Raw genomic sequence first — 26,823 nt, 5'->3', positions numbered from 1 at the left:
AATCACTCCATCTTTGAATGGTGTTCTAGCATATTGATAATCATGGCAGCGTTATACCCTCCACCAAAGCCATTGTCAATGTTAAGGACGCTTGTACCAGGCGCACAAGAATTAACCATAGAAAGTAGCGTCGTGACCCCGTCTAAATTAGCACCATATCCAATACTGGTTGGTACTGCGTACACAGGATGATCAACTAAACCAGCAACGACACTCGACAACGCACCCTCCATGCCGGCAACTACTACAGAAACATTGCAGGCGCGTATATCCTCAATATGGGCGAAAAGTCGATGTATACCTGAAACGCCAACATCGTAAAATCGTTTTACTGATATCCCCATCACTTCTGCTGTCACGGCGGCTTCTTCAGCAACAGGGAGATCAGAAGTACCAGCGCAAATAATGGCTGTTTGCCGTTCGGTTTTGTGTATATAATTTAAGCGTGTACACACAATATTTGCTGTTGCATGGTATTCTAACTGAGGATATTTTGTAATAATAGTATTCGCTTTTTCACTATTTATTCTAGTAATTAATACCGTTTCCTCGTGTAATAATAGTGAGTGAATAATCTTAATCAAATGTTTTTCAGTTTTGCCTTCCCCAAATATGACTTCGGGAAAACCTTGCCGTTTGCTTCGATGCAAATCAATCTTTGCAAAACCTAATTCATCATATTGATTTAATTCAGCTTTAGCATCAGAAACGGATAATTGATTTGTCTTTACAGCTTGCAGTAATGATTCAATGGAATCATAATGATCTGTCATAATTAAGCCACCTTTATGTTATTAAATCAGTCATGGGTATGCATAACTTCGTTCATACTACCTGTACGATAACCTTCTAAATCGATTGTTACATAATCAAATCCAAGTTCTTTAAGATATAGAGTAATTTGATTTCTGTGTTGGATAATGGTAGGAATATCAGTTTCATCAACTTCAATACGTGCTATATTATGATGATAACGTACTCTAACGTGATTTATATCCAAGCTAAGAATGTATTTTTCAGCTTCATTCACTTTGCTTACTTTATTAAAACTTAAAGGTTCTCCATAAGGAATACGAGAAGCTAAGCTGCAAAGTGCTGGTTTGTTCCAAACAGGAAGATCGTGTAATTTGCTCAATTCTCGTACTTCATCTTTATAAAGATCGGCTTCTTGTAAAACACTTCTCACCCCAAATTCAGTTCTTGCTTTAAGTCCAGGTCTGAAATCTGAAATGTCATCCATAATCATGCCATCTAGAACATAATGAAACGCATTATTTTTTCTTAATTCTTCAAGTTTTGCATACAATAAATATTTACTGTAATACCAACTGTCAGGTGTATTTTCAACAATGTGTGGTTCTTTTAATTCTGCAATTTCAGTTTCTATAATATGTGCATTTAGTATGTGTCCTAATTGTATAGCTTGATTAAATTCTTCATTTCTAAACAATTCAGATTTAACAATAACTGCTTTGACATTACTGCTGCCTAATACATCAATTGCTTTTTTTAAGACAAGGCTACTATCTACACCGCCCGAAAAAGCGACTATCACTTGCTTCATTTCTTTTAAGATATTTTCAAGTCTTTCTTCTTTATTTTGTATTTGAGTCATCATTTAAATTGCCTCCTTAATAATTACTTTTAAAACTTAAATATTACGATTCTACGTAAGGTATGGTTAGTGGGCCGAGTGGCATAACACCAATCGTCATATCTTTTCCATATTTTTCTTCTAAAGATTTTAATGTTTTTTCTACATTTGAAACTGGATGTAACATAGCATCTTTTGCTTGTTGGTCGGTTAATTTGGAGTATAAATAAACATGTGCAAAAGTTTGAATTACGGCTTGTTTTTGTACTTGCCATTGGTCTAACATAGCAAAGTTAGGGTCGTTGATCATTTCAACAAGTGCTTTAGGTGTGTCTGCCATTTTAAGTATTTCTGCATAATTACCATGATTTGGAAAACCATCGCTACATTCAGATAACATGATGATACTGCCACCCTTTTTAACCACTTTATGAGCGGCACTCATGCCTTTGACTGTTTGATATAGGTTTTGATCTAGCGGGTAACCTGAATTAGAAGCGATGACCACATCAAAACGATGATCACATCTAAACATAGCGTGCTTTTTAGCATAGGCACATCCTTTATCATGTGCTTTATATAATTCACCAGCAAATACTTCTGTAATTTCCTTTTCTTTATTCAACGTGACATTTAACATAAAATCAGGTTTGCACATTGCGTTAATTTCTCTCGTCATATCTTGTACTGGATTATCTGTCATATTGCCCCATGTTGAGCGGATATCGCCAATCATTTTAGCATTGTGAAACGTCATAATTGTGTCTATGCCAGCAATACCAGGCATGATACCTTTTGGACCACCTGAAAAGCCGGCGAAAAAATGTGGTTCAATAAAGCCAGTTACAATTTTGAAATCAGAATCAACATAGTCTTTATTTAAATAAACATCACACCCGTATTTACTTTGGCCTACTTTTTTTAAAGTTTCTTTGTCATTACAATGGTTATGAACAATCCTAACATGATTAACAATATCCTCGCCGAGCATTTGTATTAATTCATCTCTAGTTTGGTCACGATGCGTACCAGTGCCATTAATAATAACAATATTTTCTAAAGGCACATGATCTAATGCTTCAATAATTAATGGTACGAGTACATGATTTGGAGTGGGGCGAGTGATATCGCTAATTACGATTGAAACCGTTTGGTTTGGTTGGACTAAATCACTCAGTGGTTCTGAATCAATAGGATGCTGCAATGCACTGCGTATCGCATCTATGTCGTTTTCAAGTGCAGGAATAGGGGTGGGTTCAATTAATACGCTATTGTCTGGTAATTCAACGTTAAGATTTGATTTGCCATATAATATTTCGGTTTTCAAATTTATTCATCCTCCTTATATGAAGCGCTTACATAAACGCGTGAACTGCGCTGTTCATTCGCATTAATAGATGATTTGTGAGTAAAATATTCATTTGTGCCATAAACACCTTTGTTTTTTTGATATTTATCTACCATAATAACAGCTATTGGACACAATATCGCTGTTGTTATGGCCGAAATTGAAATTTGTGCCGTAGCGAGTGGTGCTATTTTTTCTATCATGGCAAATTCATTTTGACTTAAATTGCCATTTGCTAAAGCAGTTGAAGCGGCTGCAACGACTGCTGCAGGTGTAGACACAGCATTACCCGCTGTAGAAGATTCAGAAATAGGGGCAATGACGCTTTTTTCTTTGAATAATTTAAAGGCAATGACGCCTGTAAATGCAGTACAAATAAAAGTTAATAATGCTAGTGTTAATTCGCCTGATAACACTGAAAAATTAAAGAATTCAGCTAAATTCATACCCGCGCCTAAAGAAAAAGCAAAAAAGGGAATAAGTATGGTTTCGCCTGGGCGTAAAAATTCTGAAATTTTAGGATCAAGATTTCCTAAAATCATTCCTATACTTAATGGTAACAAAACAGAAATAAATGAGATAATAGGAAATGTTGTACCAATAAACCCTAGTGAAATCAGCGTTAATAATGGACCGTCATTAATAGCAAGTATAGACAAACCGCCTACATCAGAACGATTGCCATATGTACTAGTTAAAGCAGCATACATGCCACTATTACTATTTGTCATTGCTGCAATAATGGCTATTGTAGATAATCCAAATAAACCATTCCAAGGGTCAAATAGCAAACCTAATAAAAGACCCACTGCTAGACCCGAAAAATATTTAGTTGTTGTTAATAGCATACCTTTTTTTAATGCTTTGCCGCCAATTTTTAAGTTCATTTGACTTCCTACACAAAAAATAAATAGAGCTATTAAGACAAGTGCGCTATCTTTAAATAATTCTTGTGAAAATCCACCAATTTGCAGCATTTCATAGTAGCCTTCTTCAGTTTTGGGGGCGCCTAAGGATTTTAACAAATTCATTATTGGCTTGAGATGCAATTGATCAATCGTATTGATAAAAGCCCCCAGTAATAATGGCACGACCATCAGCCCGCCAGGTATTTTTTCTATTGTATCCTTAATTCTCATAACAAACATCCCCTTAATATGTTAATGGTTATGGAAAAATGTACTTACAATATTCTTTGTTGTTTGTTTTATTAATTTTTCCGAATTTGAAAAGATTTCTGCTAATGACATAGGCCCATTACTTAAACTAAAAGCACTGATTACGCCAGTATTTTTTAAGTCTGTTATATCTATTTCTACAGCTCCCCCTATAAAAATAACAGGCACGTTATATTTTTGAGCACATTTTGCGATACCAATAGGTGCTTTTCCATAAAACGTTTGATAATCAATTTTTCCTTCCCCTGTAATAACTAGGTCAGCGCGCTTTACATATTTTTCAAATTGAATGTGTTCTATAACAACTTGAATACCATCTTTAAAATAACTAGGAAAAAATGCTTTGAATGCGCCCCCAAGACCACCTGCTGCACCAGCTCCTTTCAAGTCATGAAGTTTTATCCCAGTTGTATTTTCAACATGATTTGCCCAGTGATTAAGATTAAGGTCTAATTGCTTTATATCTTCTGGTGATGCACCTTTTTGTTTTCCAAAAATGAAAGATGCACCGTTTTGACCTACCAAAGGGTTTTGAACATCCGAAGCAATGATAAATTTACAATTAGCAATTCTAGAATCAAAATGTGTTAAATCAATATGATTTAAATTTTTTAATGCGCCACCGCCTAACGTTAATGAATGGTTTTTATTATCTGTTAATTCAGCGCCTAACGCTTGTAGCATACCTGCGCCCGCATCATTGGTTGCAGATCCACCTATAGCTAGGATAAATTTTTTATACCCTTTATTTAATGCATGTAGAATTAATTCGCCAGTTCCATATGTTGTCGTTACCAGTGGATTTAGTGCATCTTCACATAAATGTTTTAACCCGGAAGCTTCTGCCATCTCTATTACACAAGTATCGTTATTTATAACGCCGTATTGCGCAAGCACTTTTTCCCCTAAAGGTCCAGTAACATCAATCGAAGTAAGTACACCATTAGTTGCATTAATTAAGGCTTCTAATGTACCTTCGCCGCCATCTCCAACCGGTAAATCATGAATGATGGCTTTAGGAAATATGTCTAAAATACTTTCTTTCATATAGTTTGTTACTTCACTGGCTTTCATACTACCTTTAAATGAATCTGGTGCTAAAATAATTTCCATGATTATGTTGCTCCTTTTTAGAAAGCGTTTTCTATTACGTGTTCTTTTAGTGTATCGATTTCATTTTCTAGAAAATAGGGTTAAACTATACAAAATTAATATTCTAATTTTGTATAAAAATTATAAGGGAGTGAGAAAATGAATGTATTAACTGAAGAAATGGCTTCTTTCATAGTTAAAGAAACAGCTAAAAGAACTAGCAGTAATATTAATATTATGGATTACAATGGCGTGATTATTGCTTCCTTTGATCAAAAGCGTGTTGGTATTATACATGAAGGCGCTAGGCAAGTGTTGAAACAAAAAGAAACAGTAGTAATTACCCAAGAAGACAGTGTCTGCTTAAAAGGGACGCAAGCAGGTGTTAATTTGCCGATTATTTTTCAAGATAATATTGTGGGTGTCATAGGTATAACAGGCAATCCAGATCAATTAATGCATGTAGCAGATTTAGTTAAAATGTCTACAGAATTATTGTTGTATCAGAATTATTTTACATATGAATTGGAAGGGCAAATACGGACTCAAGAATTACTGATTGAAGAATTGTTAAAAAGTGAAGCTTCAAAATCATTTATACAATATTTGATAAAACACCTAAACATGAATTTATTGACTTTTAAAAAGTGCGTTATTATCGATATAGAAAAACAGATGTTTTCTAGAAATAGTATCGTTCGTTCACTCACTCGTAGTATAGATGGTCGCTCATTTACAATTGCATTCACAAATTACAATCGAATTGTCATTCTAGCTATGGATCAATCTACTTCAGAATTAGATAAAAAAATCAGTAATATATATCAAGTGTTTCAGGATCTTGAATTGAAAGTTTACATGGCTTCGAGTCTGATATTTAAAAATTTAAAAGATTTTAAAAATGCTTATGAAGAGTGCGAATTGGTATTTATGTTAAATGAAAACGGAGAAGCGATGACTTCATTTGAAGATATTGAAGAAAAAACATTGTTATACCAAATAGACGAAAATATAAGGCAGCGCTATAAAAAGAGAGTTTTAGGGGAGATGGATCAACTGAGTATAGATACGTTAAAAAGCTTCTTTTATAATGATTTAAATATTACAAAGACAGCAAAATATTTATACATTCATAGAAATACGCTGTTATACAGACTAGAAAAGTGTAAAAAAGAAACAGGTTTAAACCCTAAAAAGTACTCTGATGCGGTTAAGTTACAAATTGCTATGTGGTGTTGAGTAAATCATGTAAATGGATTAAGAGAAGGGGATTTAGCGAAATATGAGTAATAAAATAAAAATATTAACAACCATTGATAAAATTGAAGAAGTGACGCGGCTGTATTTTGTTAAAACGATAAAAAGCGCTTTACAAAAAACTGCCTCAACAATATAATTAAATTAAGTTATCACTTTTAAATACTATAAATTTTAAAAACGAATGTTTTTGAATGTGAAAAAATTTGTGATTAATCATAAAATCTATGAAAAAATGGCGCCATTTTGAATAATTAAGTGATAACACATACACTAATGGATTCTTAGTGAATTTTAAGATATTGGAAGTGAACCTTATGTAAAACAAGAAGAGCATCTATAATTTTAAAATGCTAAAGCATAACGCCGAAAATGTATACGCTATGATGTAGTATGTCATTCCGTTTGAGTATTATTTTGATAACATATTGAAATGTAGCTTTTAAAAAACCGCCCAATGATTATATATTAACCAGTTACCTACTTAAAAATAGTTTGTTATGCTATTTATGCCAGTTTAAATTATATTTTAAACTACTAACTACAAAAGTATTATAGTTCTTAACGCAAAACGCTCTATTTATCCTACTTATTTATTATTTTCCACTAATTAAACCAGTTTATATCAACAGTAATAATTGAATAGAATTAAGTGTGTTTCAATTTTATTAACTAAAGTGCTAATTGTAGTATGGTAGTTGATATGAAGACTACCTATGATATATCACTTATTTTATAAATCATAGTTGCATAGTGACATAATTGATATCTTAAATTTAAATATGGCAATAAACTGGAAAATTTAAAGTTCTAAGCAATACAGCGTCATGGTATTGCTTAGGCTTTTTTTATTTAATCTGAATTCAATCACTTTGGGGTTTTAAAGCAAAATAAGTATATAATAGTAATTTTTTAGTTGTTTTTTAGATTTTAATATGACATACTCAATAATAATTAGTATGACACATTAAAAGATTGAGGTGCTTTTGTATGTCAAAATATATTTATGCATTTGATGAAGGCAAAAAAGCAATGAAAGATTTATTAGGTGGTAAAGGTGCGAATTTAGCAGAAATGAAACGCTTAGGTTTACCTGTTCCCGATGGTTTTACACTGACGACGCAAGCATGTATTGAATATTTGAACCATGGTTCTAAACTTTCAGAAGAGGTTATGGAATCATTACATGAACAATTAGAAGCATTTTCCAAACGCACTAAAAAATCATTTTCTTCCGAAGAAGCGTTATTGTTAGTATCTGTAAGAAGTGGCGCGAAAATTTCTATGCCTGGTATGATGGACACAATATTAAATTTAGGGCTTAATGATAATAATGTTAAAATATTAGCAGAAAAGACGAACGATGAACGTTTCGCATATGATTGTTATCGTAGGTTGTTACAAATGTTTGGTGAAGTTGTATACGATATCCCGATGGCATTATTTGATACATATTTTAATCAATATAAATCGCGATATCATTATCAGAACGATGCAGATATTCCAGCTGAAGGATTGCGAGAAATTTGTGAGTATTATAAAAACGTATATTTAGAAGAGGCTTATAAACCATTTCCACAAGAACCTATTGTGCAATTGACTGAGGCTATTGAAGCAGTGTTTAAATCTTGGGATAACGACCGAGCGCGTGTATATCGTCAGTTAAATGAGATACCATATGGTATTGGTACAGCTGTCAATATTCAAGAGATGGTTTTTGGAAACAGTGGCAATCAAAGTGGTACTGGTGTGGCTTTTACACGCAATCCAGTTACTGGGGAAGCGAAATTGTTTGGTGAATATTTATTAAATGCACAAGGCGAAGACGTTGTGGCAGGTATACGCACACCAAAAATATTGAGACTTTAAAAGTGCAGATGCCTCACGTTCACCAACAATTTTTAAAGGTTGCTCAACAATTAGAAATGCACTATAAAGATATGCAGGATATTGAATTTACAATTGAAAATGAGCAACTCTATATTTTGCAAACCCGAAATGGTAAACGTACTGCTAATGCAGCGATTCATATTGCGGTAGATTTAGTAGAAGAAGGGATTATTTCAAAAAAAGAATCTGTTATGAATGTTGAAGTAAAATCAATAGACCAATTACTGCATCCTAATTTTGATGATAATGCATTAGAAGCGGCTACTATTATTTCTAAGATGGGACTACCAGCGAGCCCTGGCGCAGCAAGCGGTCAAATCGTATTTTCGGCTGAAACTGCAAAATTAAAAGCTGAACAAGGAGCGCATGTTATATTGATGAGGCCTGAAACTTCTCCTGAAGATATTGAAGGTATGATTGCAAGTAAAGCAATTGTTACGACACATGGTGGCATGACGTCTCATGCAGCAGTTGTCGCAAGAGGGATGGGGAAATGTTGCGTGACAGGATGTTCGGATATTGAGATTAATATCATAGATAAAAAAGTAACATATCCAAATGGTACATTAAATGAAGGTGATATTATTTCAGTCGATGGTGCTAAAGGTGACATTTATTTGGATGAAGTTAAAACAACGAAGGCTGAAAGAAGCAAAGACTTTGAAACGTTTATGCAATGGTCAGAAGAAGTGGCAAGGTTAGACGTACGTATGAACGCAGAAACGCCCCAAGATATTCAAGCGGGTTACCAATTTGGAGCGAAAGGTATCGGTTTAGTCCGTACTGAGCATATGTTCTTTGGGGCAGAACGTTTAATTGAAATGAGACGGTTTATCTTATCTTATACACAAGAAAATAGGATTAATGCTTTAAATAAGATTAAGCAATATCAAAAAGAAGACTTTGAAACAATATTAAAACTGTCGGGCGAACGTCCAACTATCATTCGTTTGCTGGACCCGCCACTACATGAATTTTTACCTAAATCAACAGAGGAAAAACACAGTGTTGCGCGTCAGCTTAATGTATCTGTTTCAGAATTGGAACACTATATAGCAAGTTTAAATGAAGTGAATCCTATGTTAGGTCATCGTGGTTGTCGTTTAGCTATAACTTATCCAGAACTTTATATCATGCAAGCAGAAGCTATTGTCGAGAGTGCTTTGAAACTGAAACAACAAGGCATTGATTGCCAACCTGAAATTATGATTCCGCTTGTTTCTTCTGTGTCAGAGTTTACAACATTAAAAGCACAAATCATAGATAAAATAGAAAGATTAGAAATTGAAATGGATGAAAGCGCGCATTACTTGCTTGGCACTATGATTGAAACACCGAGGGCGTGTCTAATTGCTGAAGATTTAGCAAAAGAATGTGACTTCTTTAGTTTTGGGACAAATGATTTAACGCAATTAACATTCGGTTTCTCACGTGATGATGCTGGTAAATTTATAAATGCATATTCAGAACAAGGTATATTAGATATAGACCCATTCCAAACATTAGATTTAGAGGGTGTAGGGCAATTAATTCAACGGACGACAGAACAGGCGAAATCTGTAAATCCGACGATTAAAATAGGTGTGTGGAGAGTTAGGCGGAGACCATAGATCCATACAATATTTTAACCAATTAGAATTAGATTATGTTTCTTGCTCACCGTTTAGAGTGCCCGGTGCCTTACTATCTACGGCACAAAGTGAAGTCAAAGGTGGTAGATTACGTGTCCAATGATTTTGAGCAATTACAACTAAGCCTATTTGTTGTATCCGACTCAATCGGAGAAACTGCACAACGTATGATTAACGCAACATTAACGCAGTTTCCGGATATAGTTCATGTTGAGATAAAAAAGTTTCCTTTTATCAAAAATCACGATGAATTACTTAATGTGCTTTCATTAGCCAAAAAACGCGGCGCAGTGGTTGTAACGACTTTAGTGAATCCAGAATTTAATAAAAGAGGCCGGCAATATGCACTTGAACAACAAATTCCATATGTTGATTACATGTCGGATTTAATCGGTATTATTCAGCGACGAACGAATTGTTCACCAATTTTAGAAAGTGGTGCATTACGCAAATTAGACGAAAATTATTTTAAAAGAATTGAAGCCATAGAATATGCTGTTAAGTATGATGACGGAAAACATTTTACTGACATAGAAGAAGCGGACGCTTTAATCATAGGTGTTTCTCGTACTTCAAAGACACCACTTAGTATGTATTTAGCAAATAAAGGATATAAGATAGCAAATATCCCTTTGGTACCAGAAGTGGATATACCAGATGAGGTTTTTAGACATAAAGAACTCAAAATATTTGGTTTAACAGCCAAACCTAATTATATTTTAAATATTCGGAATGAGCGCGTGAAGATATTGGGATTACACGGGCCAACTGATTATAATAGTATTGACCGCATCAAGGAAGAATTGATGTACGCCGAAGAAATGTTTGCCAAGTTGAATGCAATTGTAGTTAACACTGAACATAAATCTATAGAGGAATCAGCATTCTATATAGAAAGATTTTTATAGCGTGCAGAGATGAACGAATAGAAAGTCGTATTTAAGACTGCCCGCATGACTATAATATAAAAAGTCATGCGGGTCATTTTATGTTAGCTTTTAATCTTTATACGTACGTGTAATCTTGGCTTTGGATATCATATATATTATCCATCCAGCAATAGCAGCAATCGTAGCAAAAATTAACAATTGATAAGTTAACTCTGAATTTTCAGGGAGAGATTGATGTATGACAAACGGGATTAAGTAATTATTTATATTGAAGACAATAAACATAGCAAATGCAAATATGAAACTTCCTTTACGTGCTTTTTTAATATATCGTTGGTATCCCTTTTTAGAATCGACTTCAAAACGATCTATTTTTTTATTGCGAAGTGAAGAAGTAAACACAATCGAAGCTGCGGTTTATGCAATCATTGCAAGTATACTAACGACTGGAATTTGTTTTAGATACATAGAAACAAAGATGTCCAATGTGGAAATAATCAAAGTGCCCCAAAATATCCATACATATAGTTTGGCATATATATTTAATAACACTTTCCGTTCATATTCATCTGTATATCTATAATTTGGAATTAAGCGGAGTATTTTTTCGTTAGTCAATATCAGCGTCCTCCTCTTTTTTTATTAATTTTACACGTGAGTCTTTTGCAACGGTAAAAATAGCCCACATTAAAAATGGTAAATAAGTACTTATATTGAATAAATAACTAAAATTCAAGGGATTACCTGCCAGGATAGGTGCAACGATAGTTGCGGTAACTGGCATATAAATTAAAGCAATAACTAAGAAAATAATTCTTTTATTCCGTGTTTCTTTGAGCAATTGATGATATGTATATTGATCATGTACTTCGATTTCTACGGGGTCAGCGCTGAATTGGTTCATGCTCACTCTACAAAATAAAATAATAATTAATAGTACACCGCCAATGGTGAACGGAGATAAAAATGCGCGTTCAATATCTAGAAAAATAGATAAATATACTAAAGCTAATAGTGTATATAAAGCAATGATAGCAATTTTTGCCATTAACTTATCTATTTCATGCCGCTGGTACTCATCTGGTATACCAATTAAACCAGCAAAATTTTGATAAATCCATTTGTCTTTTTTATTCATTCGTTTCTTCCTCCCAAAATAAATCGTTTAACGTGACATTTAACACTTTCGCAATATGTATACATAAGTTTAATGAAGGATTGTACTTGTTATTTTCAACCATATTAATCGTCTGTCGTGAGACACCTGATGAACGTGCTAAAGAAAGTTGAGATATTTTTTGTTGGATTCGATAATGTTTTACTTTGTTCAATTTACGGACTCACTGCCTTTTTTATAGTTAGAATGATGTGATTATGTCAAATATATATGACATAATTTTTGCGGTAAAGGCAATATAAAATGAAAAATATATTTATAGTTATTTTATTAACTTTATTATTGAATATGAATTGATCTATACAAAAATAGAGAACAAAACAGAATTCATATTTTGTGAAATGAATTCTGTCCCGCTCCCTATCTGTTGGCAATAGTTCATTGAATTGGCCTATATTAGTATTAAATAATTATCTATACACACTAGAAGTGGCGACAGGAGGTGAAAAGGTATGTTTAGAGAGATCAATGTTTGTTATTCTCGTTTATATTTATGGATGGTTTCGAATACAGTTTGTATATATCAATTTCAATAACTATGGCGTTTGATAATGAATTGTGGCAGTAAATGTAACAACGTCTTTGGTTGGATTACAGTAGCTATGAGCTACATCACTGTTAAAACGAAAAGCTTGGTTATTGCTAATTGTATAAGTGGTTCCATCGACTTCAATTTTTAAACTGCCTGTGTTAACAATGATAAATTCTTCTGATTGCACATGGTGTGCATCGGAGTCCATTTTGCCACCAGGTTGAATTTCCATTTTAAACATTTCAAAGTGATTCTTATCATTATATGGAAAATAAGGATAGATTTTAATGTTGTCATCCATAATAGGTACGATGTCTGACTCGTCTACAAAATCTACACACTCTTTTTTTGTTGATGTAAGTTCAGAAAGAGAGAGGTGTAACCCGTTGGCAATTTTCCATAACGTAGTAATGGTTGGATTGGACACGCCTTTTTCAATTTGGCTCAGCATATTTTTGCTAACACCAGTTAAATTAGACATTTTATCTAAACTAAGTTGATGTTTACTACGATAATCAGCAATATTGTTGGCAATGATATTTTGAATATTATACAAGTGAATCGCTCCTATTTACATTATAACGTACATATTGTACCATATATAATGTTATTTATGAAAATAGTTAAGTAAGGTGGACAAAATGGAAAATAATAGAAAAGTAAAACCGATTAATTGGTTATTATTTATAGGCATATTGCTTGTAGGCGCGAATCTTAGGGCGCCTATTACTTCGATTGGTGTTGCGTTACCTGATATTAAACACGACTTAGCCATGTCTAATAGTGCGGTTAGCGTGATTACAGTAGTACCATTGATTGCATTTGCAATTGTTTCATTATTTGCTGCGAAAACAAGTAATCGCTTTGGATTAGAGAAAACGATTTTTGTAGCTTTATGGTTGATACTGATTGGTGTTATTGTACGTTCAGTCATAGGTATTTCATGGCTGTATATAGGTACGGTTCTTATCGGTATTGGTATTGGTTTTGGCAATGTACTTGCGCCCGCTGTTATTAAAGCGAAGTTCCCCTTACATATAGGTATTATGACGGGTTACTATACAGTGGTTATGAATGTATTTGGAGGGCTATCTTCCTATGGAACAGCGCCACTTGTCAAAGCATTTAATTACAACATTGCTATTAGCGTGATAGGTGTGATTACGCTGATAACAATCATTATATGGATGTTTCAATTAAATACTAAGCAAGATACAACAGCCTCCGTACCACAAGAGAGTGTTAATGTTTGGAAGTCTCCGTTATCATGGCAAATCACCATGCTTATGGGCGGGCAATCACTGATTTTTTATTCGTTAATCAATTGGTTACCTGCGTACTTATCTCAAAATGGTATGTCGATTAATGAAGCAGGCATGTATTTATCTATAATGCAAATAGCAATTATACCTTTAACGTTTATTACTCCAATTTTTGCTACTAAAATGAAGTCGCAATTCCTATTAACATTTTTGACTGGGGTTTGTTTTGTGATTGGCGTCTCGATTATGTTGTTTAAACCAGAATTTGCTCTCATTTCAACAGTATTAATCGGTGTTGCTAGTGGTATAGCATTTGGCCTAGTAAACACATTCTTTAGTTTGAGAACTGAACATAGCCAAACATCAGCTAAGTTGTCAGGTATGGCGCAATCAGTAGGTTATATATTTGCTGCTGTTGGCCCATTATTGTTTGGTGTATTACATGATGCAACAGGCAAATGGATGGCATCATTAAGTATTTTATTAATCACTTCATTGTTAATCACATTATTTGGATCACAAGCTGGTCGTAATCGTACGATAGAGAAAACGATGGAAGAATAGACAATCTATTTTAAATATTGTACGATATTTTGTAACGTACTTTAGCTTGGTATTTAATACATTTAAAATAGTTGAGCTTAATAAATTGTGCTGCATTTTAATATACAAAATCACAAAAAGTACTTAGTATTCATTAATAATTAATAAACATGATGAGGTGTCTGTATGCAATTAATATTTGATCCAAGTGTAAGCCCAATTTATAGAGGAATACTTGCATTTTTCTTTGTCGTTAATATAGCGTTAGCTTTTGTTATTGTTTTTTTAGACCGAGATAGAAGAGACGCTACTGCAACATGGGCTTGGCTTTTTTTACTCTTTGTCGTGCCCATTTTAGGTTTTATCATCTATATCTTTTTTGGGCGAGGTGTACGAAAAAAACGTGAACAAGGTTTTCACAATAACCAGATAGATGATATAAAAAAACGTATGAAAACACAATTGTTAGATTCTACCAATAAGATAAACAATTCCGATTCTCCATTAATAAAAAAGCACGCAGATATTGTAAATACATTATTAACAAAAGAACCTACATTTTTAAGTTATAATAATAATGTTGACATTTATACTGATGGCCATCAGTTGTTCGATCAAATGAAAGAAGATTTACGTAACGCAAAACATTATATTCATTTAGAATATTATGTTTTGAAATTAGATGGTTTAGGTTCTGAAATCGTTGATATTTTGCAGCAAAAAGCTGAAGAAGGTTTAGAAGTTAAAATATTGTATGATGCAGTCGGCTCTAAATCAGTACATAAATCTAAATTCAAAAAATTTCAAGAAGCTGGTGGGCAAGTTGAAGCTTTCTTCCAAGCTAAGATTCCTTTAGTGAATTTTAGAGTTAATAATAGAAATCACCGTAAAATTTTAGTCATCGATGGTATGACCGGTTATGTAGGTGGATTTAATATTGGTGACGAATATTTGGGATTAGACGAGAACTTTGGTTACTGGCGTGATACGCACTTAAGAGTTAAGGGCGATGGCGTAGACGCTTTACAATTAAGTTTCATACATGATTGGAATTCTCAATCCCACCGTGAACAACTCGAATATACTGACAAGTATTTCCCGGATAACGCAAATCAAGGCGGAGATGTTCCACTGCAAATCGCACTCAGTGCGCCTAGCGATAATTGGCATCAAATAGAGTTTGGTTATATGAAAATGATTATGAATGCAAAAAAATCTATTTATATGCACAGTCCTTATTTTATACCGGATAAAGGTTATGTTAACGCCTTACGTATAGCTGCAAAAGCTGGTGTCGACGTTCGGTTAATCATACCTAATAAACCGGACCATATCTTCGTATATTGGGCAACGATTACAAGTGTTGCTCAATTGATTAGAGACGGCGTCAAAGTCTATACCTATGAGAATGGTTTTATTCATTCTAAGATGATGATTATCGATGACGAAGTAGCTAGTGTAGGATCATCAAACATGGATGTGCGTAGTTTTGAATTAAATTTTGAAATTAATGCCTTTATGTATGATGAAAAGATTGTGAAAGAACTGAAAGCTGCATTTATGGAAGATTTGAAAGTATCAGAAGAACTCACAGAAGCACGTTACGAACAACGTTCAACTTGGATTAAATTTAAGCAATCTATTGCAAAACTAGCATCTCCAATTTTATAAAAAATTGAAAGCAATCAGATATATTGCACTCCCACGACATAAAAATTAAATTGCCTTACGACTGAAACATAGTTAATCGTATTGTTTTGAAGGTGCGCAACCGATATTTTATTGGTGTGGTGAGCGATAAAACTCAGCATTTCAATCATTTATCATTCTAACGAGAATGGGTATTAGAAATCAAATTAGCATTTTTGATTTCTATCCCGTTCTCGTTTTTATTATAATAATGTAAGCGATGTAAGAGGAAAAATTTATAAATTAGAATGAAAACAAGGGGGGATTGGATGCAACGTGAGGCAGGTCAATATATTTATCGACAATTATATAGTCAATTAAAAGAAGATATACTTGCATTCAAATATGAGAGCCGTGAGAAATTACCTTCAAAAAGGGATATGGCTAAATATTTAAACATCAGCGTGAATAGTGTGAAAGCTGCGTATGAACAATTGCTAGCAGAAGGTTACATTTATACTGAAGAGCGAAAAGGATATTTTATTGAACCTTTAGACAAGTTGATTGTGGATCCAAATGCACAAATCGCTTTGGAAGTTCAAGAGCTTCCCACTGAAGATAGTTTTGAGTACTCTTTTTCACATATGAGTACGGATATTGCAGCATTTCCAGTCGATTTATGGACTAAATTGATTAAACGTGTATTTCAAAATTATGATAATTATTTATCTTCGATACCTCATATTAAAGGCCCAGTTGAGCTAAGGCAGTCGATTGCTAAATTAGTATCTTATCAAAGGGGCATACAATGTCATCCAGAACAAATCGTTATTGGTTCTGGTACGAATACTTTATTAACAAAACTCATGCAGCTATTACCTAAGGGTATAAAAATTGCAGTAGAAAACCCGGGTTATTCAAGATTTAGGTCTTTGATTAAACAAACACACGCACATTTAGAACCAATTTCTTTAGATAATAAAGGTATATCGATTAATAAAATCAAACAAGTTCAACCCGGCGCTGTTATAGTGACACCATCACATCAATTTCCTATGGGGACAATTATGCCTGTTTCACGTCGTATTAATCTTTTGAATTGGGCTAGTGAAACACATAGTTATATCATTGAAGACGATTATGATAGTGAATTTAAATATGAAACAGATAATATACCTTCATTGTTTAGTTTTGACAAAAATGAACGTGTGATTTATTTAGGTACTTTTTCTAAAACTTTAATGCCTGGATTACGGATGAGTTATATGATTTTACCAATTAAATTAGTGAAACAATTTGAGATGTTGAACTTAAATATGATACCTGATTTCTCAATGATTAATGCACTGACATTAAATTTAATGATCAAAGAAGGACATTATGAAAAATATGTAAAAAAGATGCATCATTTATATGAAAAGAAAAGGGAATACCTTATAGCACAACTAACAAATGTGTTTAAAAATAATATTAAAGTTAAAGATACACGCGCGGGTTTGCATTTCATCGTGGAAATCAACACCACATATTCTTATGCTGAAATTGAATCTCGTGCCAAAGAAAAAAGATTGGAACTTTATACGTTAAACCGATTTTCTGTAGAACCGCTTGAAAATAATAAGACGAATAAAACGCTTATTATAGGTTTTTCAAAAATCAAACAGGCACAGATACCCCAAGCTGTACGACGCTTAAAGGAAGTGCTCTGGGAATAAACTGGTACCATTAAAGTGATATAACTGGTTCTTTACACTATACCAATAATCCCTTAAATTTTTAGGAAACTGTAAATCTTGAATTAAGTTAACAAGGAGGGATGATTGATGATAAATCAATTTGAACATTATAAAAAACAAAGGGAACAATATGTAGCGCGTGGTGTAGTCAATGGCAACTTACATGTTGCAGAGCATGCACAGAGTGCTACCATCACGGATGTAGAAGGTAATCAGTTTATTGATTTTGCAGGTGCAATTGGTACATTAAATGTAGGTCATACACATCCTAAAATAACGAAACATTTAAAAGAACAATTAGATAAGTTTATACATCCTGGCTTCAATGTCATTATGTATGAAAGTTACTTAAATTTAGCGCAAAAGTTAACTGAAATTACACCAGGTGATTTTGCTAAAAAAACAATCTTGCTTAATTCAGGTGCAGAAGCTGTAGAAAATGCGGTCAAAATTGCTAGAAAGTATACTGGAAGACAAGCGGTCGTATCATTTGTGAGAGGGTTTCATGGCCGTACTAATTTGACGATGTCTATGACGAGTAAAGTAAAGCCTTACAAATTAGGATTTGGACCTTTCGCCTCAGCTGTTTACCAAGCACCATACCCTAATATTTCTGAAAAATCTGAAGAATTATCGAAAGCAGCTTATGTCGATCAAATAATACAAAAATTACATGACTTTTTTATTGAAACAGTAGATCCAAGTGAAGTTGCCTGTATTGTAATGGAACCAGTACAAGGCGAAGGTGGCTTTATTATACCTGATAAAAAATTCGTGACAGCTGTTAAAAATATATGTGAAGCTAACGGAATTATTTTTGTTGCAGATGAAATTCAAACAGGTTTTGCAAGAACTGGTAAAACGTTTGCGATTGAACATTTTGGTATTGAGCCAGATTTAATAACAGTATCTAAATCTTTAGCAGCAGGCTTTCCATTGAGCGGTGTGGTTGGGAGAGCAGAAATGATAGATAGTGCAGCACCTGGAGAACTAGGCGGCACCTATGCTGGAAATCCTTTAGCGTGTGAAGCAGCTTTAAAAGTCATTGAAATTATAGAAGAAGAAGATTTAAATAGTAAAGCCGAAAAACTAGGCGAGCAACTTGAAGATTACTTATATCAAATAGCAAAGCAGCATCCATATATAGCTCGTATTCGAAGACTTGGGGCTATGGTTGCTTGTGAAATTATTGATGAACAGAAGGGTGAACCTGATAAAGCATTAACCGGAAAAATTATTCAAACGGCAAATGAACAAGGTTTGCTATTATTATCTGCTGGCATTAAAGGGAATGTTATTCGTTTCTTAGCACCTTTAGTCATTTCAGAAGATGAATTGCAACAAGGTTTATCCATTTTAACCAATACATTAAATGTAGTGGGTACTACCCAAACGCATATGAACGGTTAAAAATTTATTTTTAAATATAGGGTATAGATAAGTCATACCTCATAATATAAATCATCGAAAAGGAGAAATCGTAATGACACAATTAGAAGTATTTAATCCGTCTACAAATGAAGTTATAGAACGTTTGGATTACACGAACCATGATGAAATCAATTCACAAATTAAACACGCGAATGACGCATTCCAAGATTGGAAATTAGTTGACGCACACGAACGTTCAGCAAAGTTGTATCAATGGGCTAACCTGATTGATGAACATCAAGATGATCTTGCGAAATTAATTACGTTAGAAGGAGGCAAACCTTTAGATGAAGCAAAAGGTGAAGTAACTTATGCTAATGCTTACGTTAAATGGTATGCAGAAGAAGCAAAGAGAGTATATGGTCGAACAATACCTGCCAATACGCCATCCAAAAAAATAGTGATAGATAAATTTCCAGTTGGCGTAGTCGGTGCAATTACGCCTTGGAATTTTCCAGCAGCAATGATAACGCGTAAGATGGCACCTGCATTGGCAGCAGGCTGTACGATAATATGTAAACCTGCAGTGAAAACCCCATTAACAACGATTAAACTGGTTGAACTTGCACATAAAGCTGGCATACCTAAAGATGCTATATCGTATATTATTGCTTCAGGTAAAGATGCTGGGGATATTTTCACATCACATGAAAGTATCCATAAATTAACCTTTACTGGTTCAACAGCGGTTGGTAAATCACTGATAGAACAATCAGCCAAAAGTGTGAAGAATGTAACGATGGAATTAGGAGGCTTAGCACCTTTAATTGTTCATAAAGATGCTGATATTGAAGCGGCAGTACAAGGGACAATTGATTCTAAATTTAGAAATGCTGGACAAACTTGTATTTGTGCTAATCGTATCTTTGTGCATCGAGATATTGCAGAACAATATACAGCACAATTGATTGATAAAGTGCATGCACTAATAGTAGGTGACGGTTTACAAGATGATGTTAAAGTTGGTCCTTTAATTGATAATAATGCAGTCAAAAAGGTACTGACACATATTACGGATGCCCAAGAGAAAGGTGGTAAGCTATCACGTACGCTTGATGAGATACAATCATTAAAAGGTAATTTCTTAAAGCCAGTGGTCATTTCTAACGCAAATTTAGGTATGAAAGTAATGCATGAAGAAACATTCGGGCCAGTTGCACCTGTTATGGTTTATGATGATCTAGATGAAGCGATAAAAATGGCTAATGACACTGAATTCGGATTGGCGTCTTATTTCTTTACAAATGATTATCGAACTGGCTTAAAATTATATAACGAATTAGAATATGGCGTTATTGGATGGAATGACGGCGGACCTTCAGCAGCGCATGCGCCATTTGGTGGTTTGAAAGAAAGTGGTTATGGTAGAGAAGGTGGGACAGAAGGCATAGAACCGTATTTAGAAACAAAATATTTATCAATTGGCATTTAAGATGACGACAAAGTAGTGCTGTTAATAAACAAAGGAAGACATAGAAGTTTAAAATAATAAATGAGTGATAATGAGATTAAGTGGTCAAACTATTGACCACAATCTCATAGGTTCACTTTTAAATTGATGAATGTTATGGGGTATGTTAAATGAAGTCTCAATTTAATAAGACGATGAATATTGTTGATGTCTTATTTCTTGCAATCGGTGCCATGCTTGGATGGGGATGGGTCGTATTATCAGGAGAATGGGTATCAACAGCTGGTTTTGTAGGTAGTATTGTAGCATTTTTACTTGGTGGTTTCTTAGTAATTGTAATCGGACTTACATATGCAGAATTAGCTGCAGCAATTCCAGAAACGGGTGGAGGATTTGTTTTTGTTAAAAAAGCATTTTCCCCAGGTATTGCGTTTATATCTGGTTGGTCTGTATTATTCGGCTATGTTTCTGTAATTACATTTGAAGCGGTCGCTTTACCCACCGTTATTGACTACGTTATTCCATTTCAACATCAAGGATTAATGTGGAACGTAGCCGGTTGGGATGTGTATCTCACTTGGGTTATTATTGGTTCACTTGGTAGTGTGGTATTAACTTCACTCAATTATTTCGGTGTTAAACCTGCAGCGATCATACAGACTGTTTTTACAATTTTTATAGTAGGTGTAGGCTTGTTACTCGTCTTCGGGGCAGGTTTTAACGGCAAATTTAATCATTTACAACCTTTTGAAAATGGTGTAGGCGGTACGATGTCAGTGTTGATGATGATCCCTTTCCTATTTGTAGGGTTTGATGTGATTCCACAAATTGCAGAAGAAGTTAAAGCGCCAGCGAAGAAAATAGGCGGCATCCTAATATTGTCGATTATTGCCTCTGTTATTTTTTATTTACTAATTGTTTTTGGTGTAGCGACAGGTTTATCGCCTCAAGCTTTAAATGCCAGCAATTTAGCAACAGCGGATGCAATGGTCAATTTGTTTGGTCATAGTGGGTTTGGTGTCTTACTTGTGCTAGGCGGCGTAGCTGGTATTATCACAAGTTGGAATGCGTTTATTATTGGCGGTAGTAGAATATTATATGCCATGGCTAAAAATCAAATGATTCCAAAGTGGTTTGCATTTATACATCCAAAGTATAAGACACCGACACATGGTATTTTGTTTCTTGGTATACTAGCATTTGTTGCGCCACTATTAGGTAGAGCAGCGCTTGTGTGGATTGTCAATGCTGGCGGTATAGGTGTAGTATTAGGTTATTTACTAGTGGCTATTTCATTTATGAAATTACGCAAGGTTCAACCTGAGTTACCCAGACCATACCGTATTAAAAATGGGAAGATTGTTGGCAGCATAGCTATTATTCTAAGTGTTTTGTTTATAGCTATATATTTACCGGGCATGCCATCCTCATTAGCTTGGCCTTCAGAATGGCTCATTGTATTAGCTTGGTATGTAATAGCAGCAATTTTATATATAACACAGACAAAAAAATCTGATATGGATGTGCCTATTAATGCGCATATTAATAAAGAATAACGTAAAATAAAGCGATGGTATAACCATCTATTTTTAATATTTCTCTATGACTCGATTCGTAAAAGCACATTAAGAAAAAATACAAGCGTGATATCAAGATATTTATCATTTAATAATCAACTGCTAATAGCAAATCAAAGCCTGAGACATGTTATATGCCCCAGGCTTTGATTTTTATTGTTAGTTTGCAATGTGAATAAGTTGATCTCCTGCTTTAATCCATTGCTTTTTCAAACAGAATTTATAGAGGAGAAAACTGATGATTGCGGGCAATATGATATGAAAGACGAATATTAATACCCAAGTACGTAATGAACCACCCATTGTGTTGATAGTCATAATTTGACCGATTAATCCACTTGTACCCATACCAGCGCCTGCAGCATTATTTGTCATTGGGAATAACGTCGTCATAATAGGTGCAACAAGGGCACTTGTGACAGTAGGTGGTAGTAGAATCATTGGGTGTTTAATGATGTTAGGAACTTGTAACATACTCGTACCAATACCCACTGAAAGCGTGCCGCCCCATCCGTTATCTTTAAATCCGGTGACTGCAAAACCGACCATTTGTGCAGCACATCCTATGGTCGCAGCACCTGCAGCTAAACCGCTTAAATCTAGCATTAGCGCTAACGCAGCACTAGAAATTGGTGCGGTTAAAGCTAAACCAAAAATCACTGAAACCAAGATGCCCATAATTAAAGGTTGTTGCTCTGTTGAAACGATAATAATATTTCCTAATCCAGTCATAAATTGGTTCAACGCAGGACCGAATGCTTTTGCAATAAAACCACCAATTAATAAAGTTAAAAGAGGAGATAAAATAATATCGATTTTTGTTTTTCCAGCGTATAATTTGCTCAGCTCTACCACGACGACTGTGGCAATATAAGCGCCTACAGGGCCTCCTTCAAATGTTGTATAACCCAATGTCCCTACAATGACACAAGAAAATACAATCAGCGGTTTTGCGCCTAAACCGTAAGCAATCGCCACACCTATAGCAGCCCCAGTGACAGACATTGCTACTTTACCTATTTCAGATAAAAATGACAAATCTAATTGTAGTAACAGTGTTTGTCCCCCTAGTGTTTCTAGGATTAATCCAATAATTAAAGAACCAAATAAACCTAAAGCCATATAGCTTAAAGCTTCAATAATCCATCTGTGTAAATAAGTTTTCATATATTAAACCCCTTAAAAATGTGTTGATATGTTGTAAATTAATATTATTATATAGTTTGTTTGTTCTTGTGGCTAGACGGTTTCAATATTTATAGTGAATTTATATAAGTAAATTTATGAAAATTTCAAATAAATGGATATATTGAAGGGTAGATTTAAATAAAAGGAGTGGGAACGATGTATGACATTTACACTATAGGTCATTCTAATTATAGTCAAAATCAATTTATCACAATGCTTAATGCATATAACATAGAAGAAGTTATAGATATAAGAGCATTTAGGACGAGTAAACGACATACACAATATAATGAGAAGATGTTAAAACAATGGTTAGGTGAGGCAAAAGTAGAATATTGTGTAATGCCTAACCTTGGGGGCAGAAGAACATCTTCAGATACTATAGGGAGAAAAATTAATGAAGCATGGAAAAATGAATCTTTTCATAATTATGCAGACTATAGTTTGACAGAGACATTTCAAGAAGGCATAAAAGCATTACAGCAATTAGCAAGTCATCGACGGGTAGCGATTATGTGTGCTGAGTCACATCCAGCACGCTGTCATAGGTTAATTATTAGTAATTGGCTTGGCGCGCATAATTGGAAAGTATATCATATTATGTTGCATCATCAACAAAATGTATATGACGAACAGCATGAGTTAGGAAAATGGGGCGCAATGCCGATTATTGAAACAGATGGCCAAGTAGTTTACCCAATGTTAAACGAAAAATGATAGCACGTAAAAATGAATCACGTTTATAATATATGGGCGACATTTGCGTCATAAAAGTGCACGTGCTAAAAGTATAACAATTGTTTTGACATATACACGTCTAAAGCAGCAACATTTTAAATAGAAAAATCCCCCTTCAACATGAACTTTGATGTTCGAGGGGGATTTCATAATTAATGACTATGCTTTTATATTAAATACGTCTATTTCACCCCAGATGATTTCCCGGGAAATATAAACATATTAGCGTGTTAATATATTTATATTAAACTTTGTTTACTGATGCATCGTAGATTGATTCGATTGTTTCGCCTAAGATTCTATCGAATTCTTCATCTGATTGATTAACATTTAAGTCATTGATTAACGCACGAGAGAAACTGGCAATTAAGCCTTTGTTTTGTTTCAATACTTCATTAGCATGTTCTCTACTATAGCCCCCTGATAATGCAACTACACGAACCACATTAGGGTGCTCAATCAATTCTTGGTATTGGTTTGCTTTAGTTGGGATTGTTAATTTCAACATAACTAATTGATCATCATTTAATTTATTTAATTCAGCTAAAATAGCACTTGTTAAATATGATTCGATTTCAGCTTTATTTTCGGCGTTAATATTTACTTCTGGTTCAATGATTGGAACTAATCCAGCTGAAATAATTTGTTTTGCAACTTCAAATTGTTGTTGAACAACTTGATCAATACCAGCTTTATTAAATTCTAAAATATTCGAACGCATTTTTGTGCCAAAGATTTTATGGTCGTTTGCACGACTTAGTAAATCGTCTAAATCTGGCATTGGTTTCATTAATTGTACACCGTCTTTTTCTTCAGCTAAGCCTTTATCTACTTTTAATAAAGGAACAATGCCTTTATCAGCTAAATAATCACCAGTATGTTTACCTTCTACTTCGCGATCCATCGTTTGTTCGAAAAGAATTGCACCTACAATTTTATCCGAGCTGAATGCAGGTGAAGAAACGATGCGAGTACGCATGTCATGAACGAGTTTAAACATTTCATCTTCGCTGTTATATTGGTCTTCAGTAACGCCATAGTCACTTAACGCTTTAGGCGTACTGCCACCACTTTGGTCTAATGCAGCGATGAATCCTTTACCGTTTTTCATCTTTTCTAATTGTTCTTTATTCATTCTTACCACTCCTTTAGCTATTATACATATATAGTATGATAAAAATTAAGGTACAACGCAAGTTCTAGGCTTTGAGTGACTTAAAATATTAAAAAATCTATATCATTAGCAATATTTTGGCACTTAAGATATTCAATTATTTCGTAATTGCTATTAAAAATATGGGGGTCGGATTATAAAAATCATCTTCTGATTTATAAATACGTTTGTAGATATCTGTATCTAGATGAATAGATTGCGTATGGATTTGTTGAAGTATGTCTAAATCATATTGTGGTCTTTCATAGTGATTGATCGAAATACTCTGCTTTATATCTTCGCTTTCTTGTAACATCTCATCACCTAGTGTATTGTGTGCATGATCGCTTGGCAGATCACTATAATCTACAAATGAGTCTTTGCCATAGTTTCCGTCAATATTGATTAGTTTGCCTTTCGGTTTTAAAACACGTAGCCATTCTTGGTAGGCGGCTTTCGTGTCAGGTAGTAACCAAGTGACATTTCTAGCTATAACTAAATCAAAATGTGCATCATCAAATTTTAAGTTTTCAGCATCCATGACTTGAAAATGAATTTGCTGATCAAAAAGTGAGGCGTTTTGTTTTGCTGATTGAATCATATCAGGGGAGAGATCAATGCCAGTTACTTGTGCGCCTTGTTGACGGCATAAAATAGCTAAAAAGCCTGCACCTGTTCCAATATCTAAAATTTTCATGCCAGACTTGATTTTAATAATTTGATTGATTTCATCTAGCCATCTTTGAGCATGTTCACTTTTTAATTCTGCTTGTTTATCGTCACTAAAAGAAGTAGCACGTTTATCCCAATAATTTATTATTTTATTTTTATCCATGATTAATACCTCATTTGTTAGAAATATAGTACATATCGATTATAAAATAATTTAACTAAAATGTAAGGGGGGATGTAGCAAATTTTATTATCACTTAAGTCATTATACACGAGACCACCCGTACTGATTAGAAGTTTTGTCACTAGTCATAGACATATAAAACAGCGCAATGATACTTAAAATAAAGAGTACGATACCTCAAATACCAAAAATAAGTTGTATAATATTGAAAAAACCCCATTACTAAACGTAATATACAATTGTACTTTCGATATTATGTACAAGATTGCAAATACAGTTGGAAAAGCCATTGTTGTTCCAATATCATGCATACCTCTCGTAGTTAACGCAAAATCTGGGATAAATAATGATAACGGTGAAGAAAGTTTCAATTACGTCACTGATTTTCGTAGATACCTTAAGCATATAGTTTACGCCTAAAGTTAATATGAGAGTGATGAGTATATTGACTAAAAAGGGAAACCAAAATTATTTTCTTCTAGCACGTCCGTTAAAATCAAACGCATTTTTCCAATATCATTTATAGTAATGCTACACGTTATCCACTCCTCAACGCGCAATGATTAATTCACACAATATGATTGTAATAAAATAAGAGAATTATGTAACTGGAAAAACATTCCCGGAAACTTGAAAAATAAGAGTTTTTCAAAAAATATAAAATTAATATTAATACAAAAATAAAGTATAAAAATACATAAAATAAATTT

Annotated in this window: 22 protein-coding genes and 1 pseudogene; 10 read left to right on the top strand and 13 right to left on the bottom strand. The window is 33.9% G+C overall.

The features are described 5' to 3' along the window. Positions 1-2 precede the first annotated feature (2 nt). From larB to KA900_RS05760, 5 genes are read right to left on the bottom strand one after another with little or no spacing between them, the layout of a single operon-like run. Positions 3-773, bottom strand: a complete 771-nt coding sequence (gene larB, locus KA900_RS05780) for a nickel pincer cofactor biosynthesis protein LarB (RefSeq protein WP_096808236.1) — start codon at positions 771-773, stop codon at positions 3-5. A 26-nt stretch (positions 774-799) separates the two neighbouring features. Further along, the gene (gene larE / locus KA900_RS05775; protein ID WP_186330064.1) at positions 800-1,615 is read right to left on the bottom strand and encodes an ATP-dependent sacrificial sulfur transferase LarE; all 816 of its coding nucleotides are present in this window, start codon (positions 1,613-1,615) and stop codon (positions 800-802) included. Between the two features lie 43 nt (positions 1,616-1,658). Then, positions 1,659-2,921 carry a nickel-dependent lactate racemase gene (gene larA / locus KA900_RS05770; protein WP_096808238.1) on the bottom strand — a complete coding sequence of 421 codons (1,263 nt, stop codon included), beginning with the start codon at positions 2,919-2,921 and terminating at the stop codon, positions 1,659-1,661. 2 nt (positions 2,922-2,923) lie between these two features. After that, positions 2,924-4,081, bottom strand: a complete 1,158-nt coding sequence (locus tag KA900_RS05765; protein ID WP_096808239.1) for a 2-keto-3-deoxygluconate permease — start codon at positions 4,079-4,081, stop codon at positions 2,924-2,926. 21 nt (positions 4,082-4,102) lie between these two features. After that, entirely contained in the window at positions 4,103-5,233 is a 1,131-nt protein-coding gene (locus tag KA900_RS05760; RefSeq protein ID WP_096808240.1) for a glycerate kinase, read from the bottom strand. Positions 5,234-5,371: 138 nt separating this feature from the next. On the opposite strand from KA900_RS05760, the gene KA900_RS05755 reads away from it, so the two are divergent. From KA900_RS05755 to KA900_RS05745, 3 genes and pseudogenes are all read left to right on the top strand, one after another. Continuing rightward, a complete protein-coding gene (locus KA900_RS05755; RefSeq protein ID WP_096808241.1) occupies positions 5,372-6,451 on the top strand; it encodes a CdaR family transcriptional regulator in 1,080 nt (359 codons plus the stop codon). Between the two features lie 1,008 nt (positions 6,452-7,459). Further along, positions 7,460-10,093 (top strand): annotated as a pseudogene (gene ppdK / locus KA900_RS05750) (pyruvate, phosphate dikinase). Next, the gene (locus tag KA900_RS05745) at positions 10,083-10,898 is read left to right on the top strand and encodes a pyruvate, water dikinase regulatory protein (protein ID WP_096808243.1); all 816 of its coding nucleotides are present in this window, start codon (positions 10,083-10,085) and stop codon (positions 10,896-10,898) included. The pseudogene ppdK and the gene KA900_RS05745 overlap by 11 nt, the downstream one beginning before the upstream one ends. A gap of 90 nt (positions 10,899-10,988) precedes the next feature. On the opposite strand, the gene KA900_RS05740 is transcribed toward KA900_RS05745, so the two are convergent. From KA900_RS05740 to KA900_RS05720, 5 genes are all read right to left on the bottom strand, one after another. Then, the gene (locus KA900_RS05740) at positions 10,989-11,282 is read right to left on the bottom strand and encodes a hypothetical protein (RefSeq protein ID WP_157772536.1); all 294 of its coding nucleotides are present in this window, start codon (positions 11,280-11,282) and stop codon (positions 10,989-10,991) included. 15 nt (positions 11,283-11,297) lie between these two features. Beyond that, positions 11,298-11,498 carry a hypothetical protein gene (locus KA900_RS05735; RefSeq protein ID WP_096808244.1) on the bottom strand — a complete coding sequence of 67 codons (201 nt, stop codon included), beginning with the start codon at positions 11,496-11,498 and terminating at the stop codon, positions 11,298-11,300. Continuing rightward, positions 11,491-12,018 (bottom strand): hypothetical protein, encoded by a 528-nt coding sequence (locus KA900_RS05730; protein ID WP_107643967.1) that lies wholly within the window; start codon positions 12,016-12,018, stop codon positions 11,491-11,493. Before KA900_RS05730 ends, KA900_RS05735 begins: the two co-directional genes overlap by 8 nt. Beyond that, complete coding sequence (locus tag KA900_RS05725; protein ID WP_108909132.1) at positions 12,011-12,211, bottom strand: helix-turn-helix transcriptional regulator; 201 nt, start codon at positions 12,209-12,211, stop codon at positions 12,011-12,013. The genes KA900_RS05730 and KA900_RS05725 overlap by 8 nt, the downstream gene beginning before the upstream one ends. A gap of 382 nt (positions 12,212-12,593) precedes the next feature. Continuing rightward, entirely contained in the window at positions 12,594-13,145 is a 552-nt protein-coding gene (locus tag KA900_RS05720) for a helix-turn-helix domain-containing protein (RefSeq protein ID WP_210139357.1), read from the bottom strand. An 85-nt stretch (positions 13,146-13,230) separates the two neighbouring features. On the opposite strand from KA900_RS05720, the gene KA900_RS05715 reads away from it, so the two are divergent. From KA900_RS05715 to KA900_RS05690, 6 genes are all read left to right on the top strand, one after another. After that, positions 13,231-14,415, top strand: a complete 1,185-nt coding sequence (locus tag KA900_RS05715) for a CynX/NimT family MFS transporter (protein ID WP_096808248.1) — start codon at positions 13,231-13,233, stop codon at positions 14,413-14,415. Positions 14,416-14,580: 165 nt separating this feature from the next. Next, complete coding sequence (cls, locus tag KA900_RS05710) at positions 14,581-16,065, top strand: cardiolipin synthase (protein ID WP_096808249.1); 1,485 nt, start codon at positions 14,581-14,583, stop codon at positions 16,063-16,065. A 287-nt stretch (positions 16,066-16,352) separates the two neighbouring features. Beyond that, entirely contained in the window at positions 16,353-17,738 is a 1,386-nt protein-coding gene (gene gabR, locus KA900_RS05705; protein ID WP_096808250.1) for a MocR-like transcriptional regulator GabR, read from the top strand. A 108-nt stretch (positions 17,739-17,846) separates the two neighbouring features. Next, complete coding sequence (gene gabT / locus KA900_RS05700) at positions 17,847-19,169, top strand: 4-aminobutyrate--2-oxoglutarate transaminase (RefSeq protein WP_210139356.1); 1,323 nt, start codon at positions 17,847-17,849, stop codon at positions 19,167-19,169. A 73-nt stretch (positions 19,170-19,242) separates the two neighbouring features. After that, positions 19,243-20,622 carry an NAD-dependent succinate-semialdehyde dehydrogenase gene (locus KA900_RS05695; RefSeq protein WP_096808252.1) on the top strand — a complete coding sequence of 460 codons (1,380 nt, stop codon included), beginning with the start codon at positions 19,243-19,245 and terminating at the stop codon, positions 20,620-20,622. A 149-nt stretch (positions 20,623-20,771) separates the two neighbouring features. Beyond that, positions 20,772-22,157 carry an APC family permease gene (locus KA900_RS05690; RefSeq protein ID WP_210139355.1) on the top strand — a complete coding sequence of 462 codons (1,386 nt, stop codon included), beginning with the start codon at positions 20,772-20,774 and terminating at the stop codon, positions 22,155-22,157. Between the two features lie 180 nt (positions 22,158-22,337). Here KA900_RS05690 and KA900_RS05685 read toward each other — a convergent pair whose 3' ends face one another. After that, the gene (locus KA900_RS05685) at positions 22,338-23,345 is read right to left on the bottom strand and encodes a PTS sugar transporter subunit IIC (RefSeq protein ID WP_096808254.1); all 1,008 of its coding nucleotides are present in this window, start codon (positions 23,343-23,345) and stop codon (positions 22,338-22,340) included. 177 nt (positions 23,346-23,522) lie between these two features. Between KA900_RS05685 and KA900_RS05680 the strand changes: the two genes are divergently transcribed. Further along, a complete protein-coding gene (locus KA900_RS05680; protein WP_096808255.1) occupies positions 23,523-24,083 on the top strand; it encodes a DUF488 domain-containing protein in 561 nt (186 codons plus the stop codon). Positions 24,084-24,348: 265 nt separating this feature from the next. Here KA900_RS05680 and KA900_RS05675 read toward each other — a convergent pair whose 3' ends face one another. Both KA900_RS05675 and KA900_RS05670 read right to left on the bottom strand, forming a co-directional pair. Continuing rightward, the gene (locus KA900_RS05675) at positions 24,349-25,239 is read right to left on the bottom strand and encodes a fructose bisphosphate aldolase (RefSeq protein ID WP_096808256.1); all 891 of its coding nucleotides are present in this window, start codon (positions 25,237-25,239) and stop codon (positions 24,349-24,351) included. 136 nt (positions 25,240-25,375) lie between these two features. Then, complete coding sequence (locus KA900_RS05670) at positions 25,376-26,092, bottom strand: class I SAM-dependent methyltransferase (protein WP_096808257.1); 717 nt, start codon at positions 26,090-26,092, stop codon at positions 25,376-25,378. Positions 26,093-26,823: the final 731 nt, after the last annotated feature.

The organism is Staphylococcus sp. GDY8P120P (assembly GCF_017892065.1).
In the GTDB taxonomy this organism is placed as follows: Bacteria; Bacillota; Bacilli; order Staphylococcales; family Staphylococcaceae; genus Staphylococcus; species Staphylococcus nepalensis.
The sequence above is the reverse complement of the archived record's forward strand: the minus strand, read 5'-3'. Positions and strand labels throughout refer to the sequence as shown.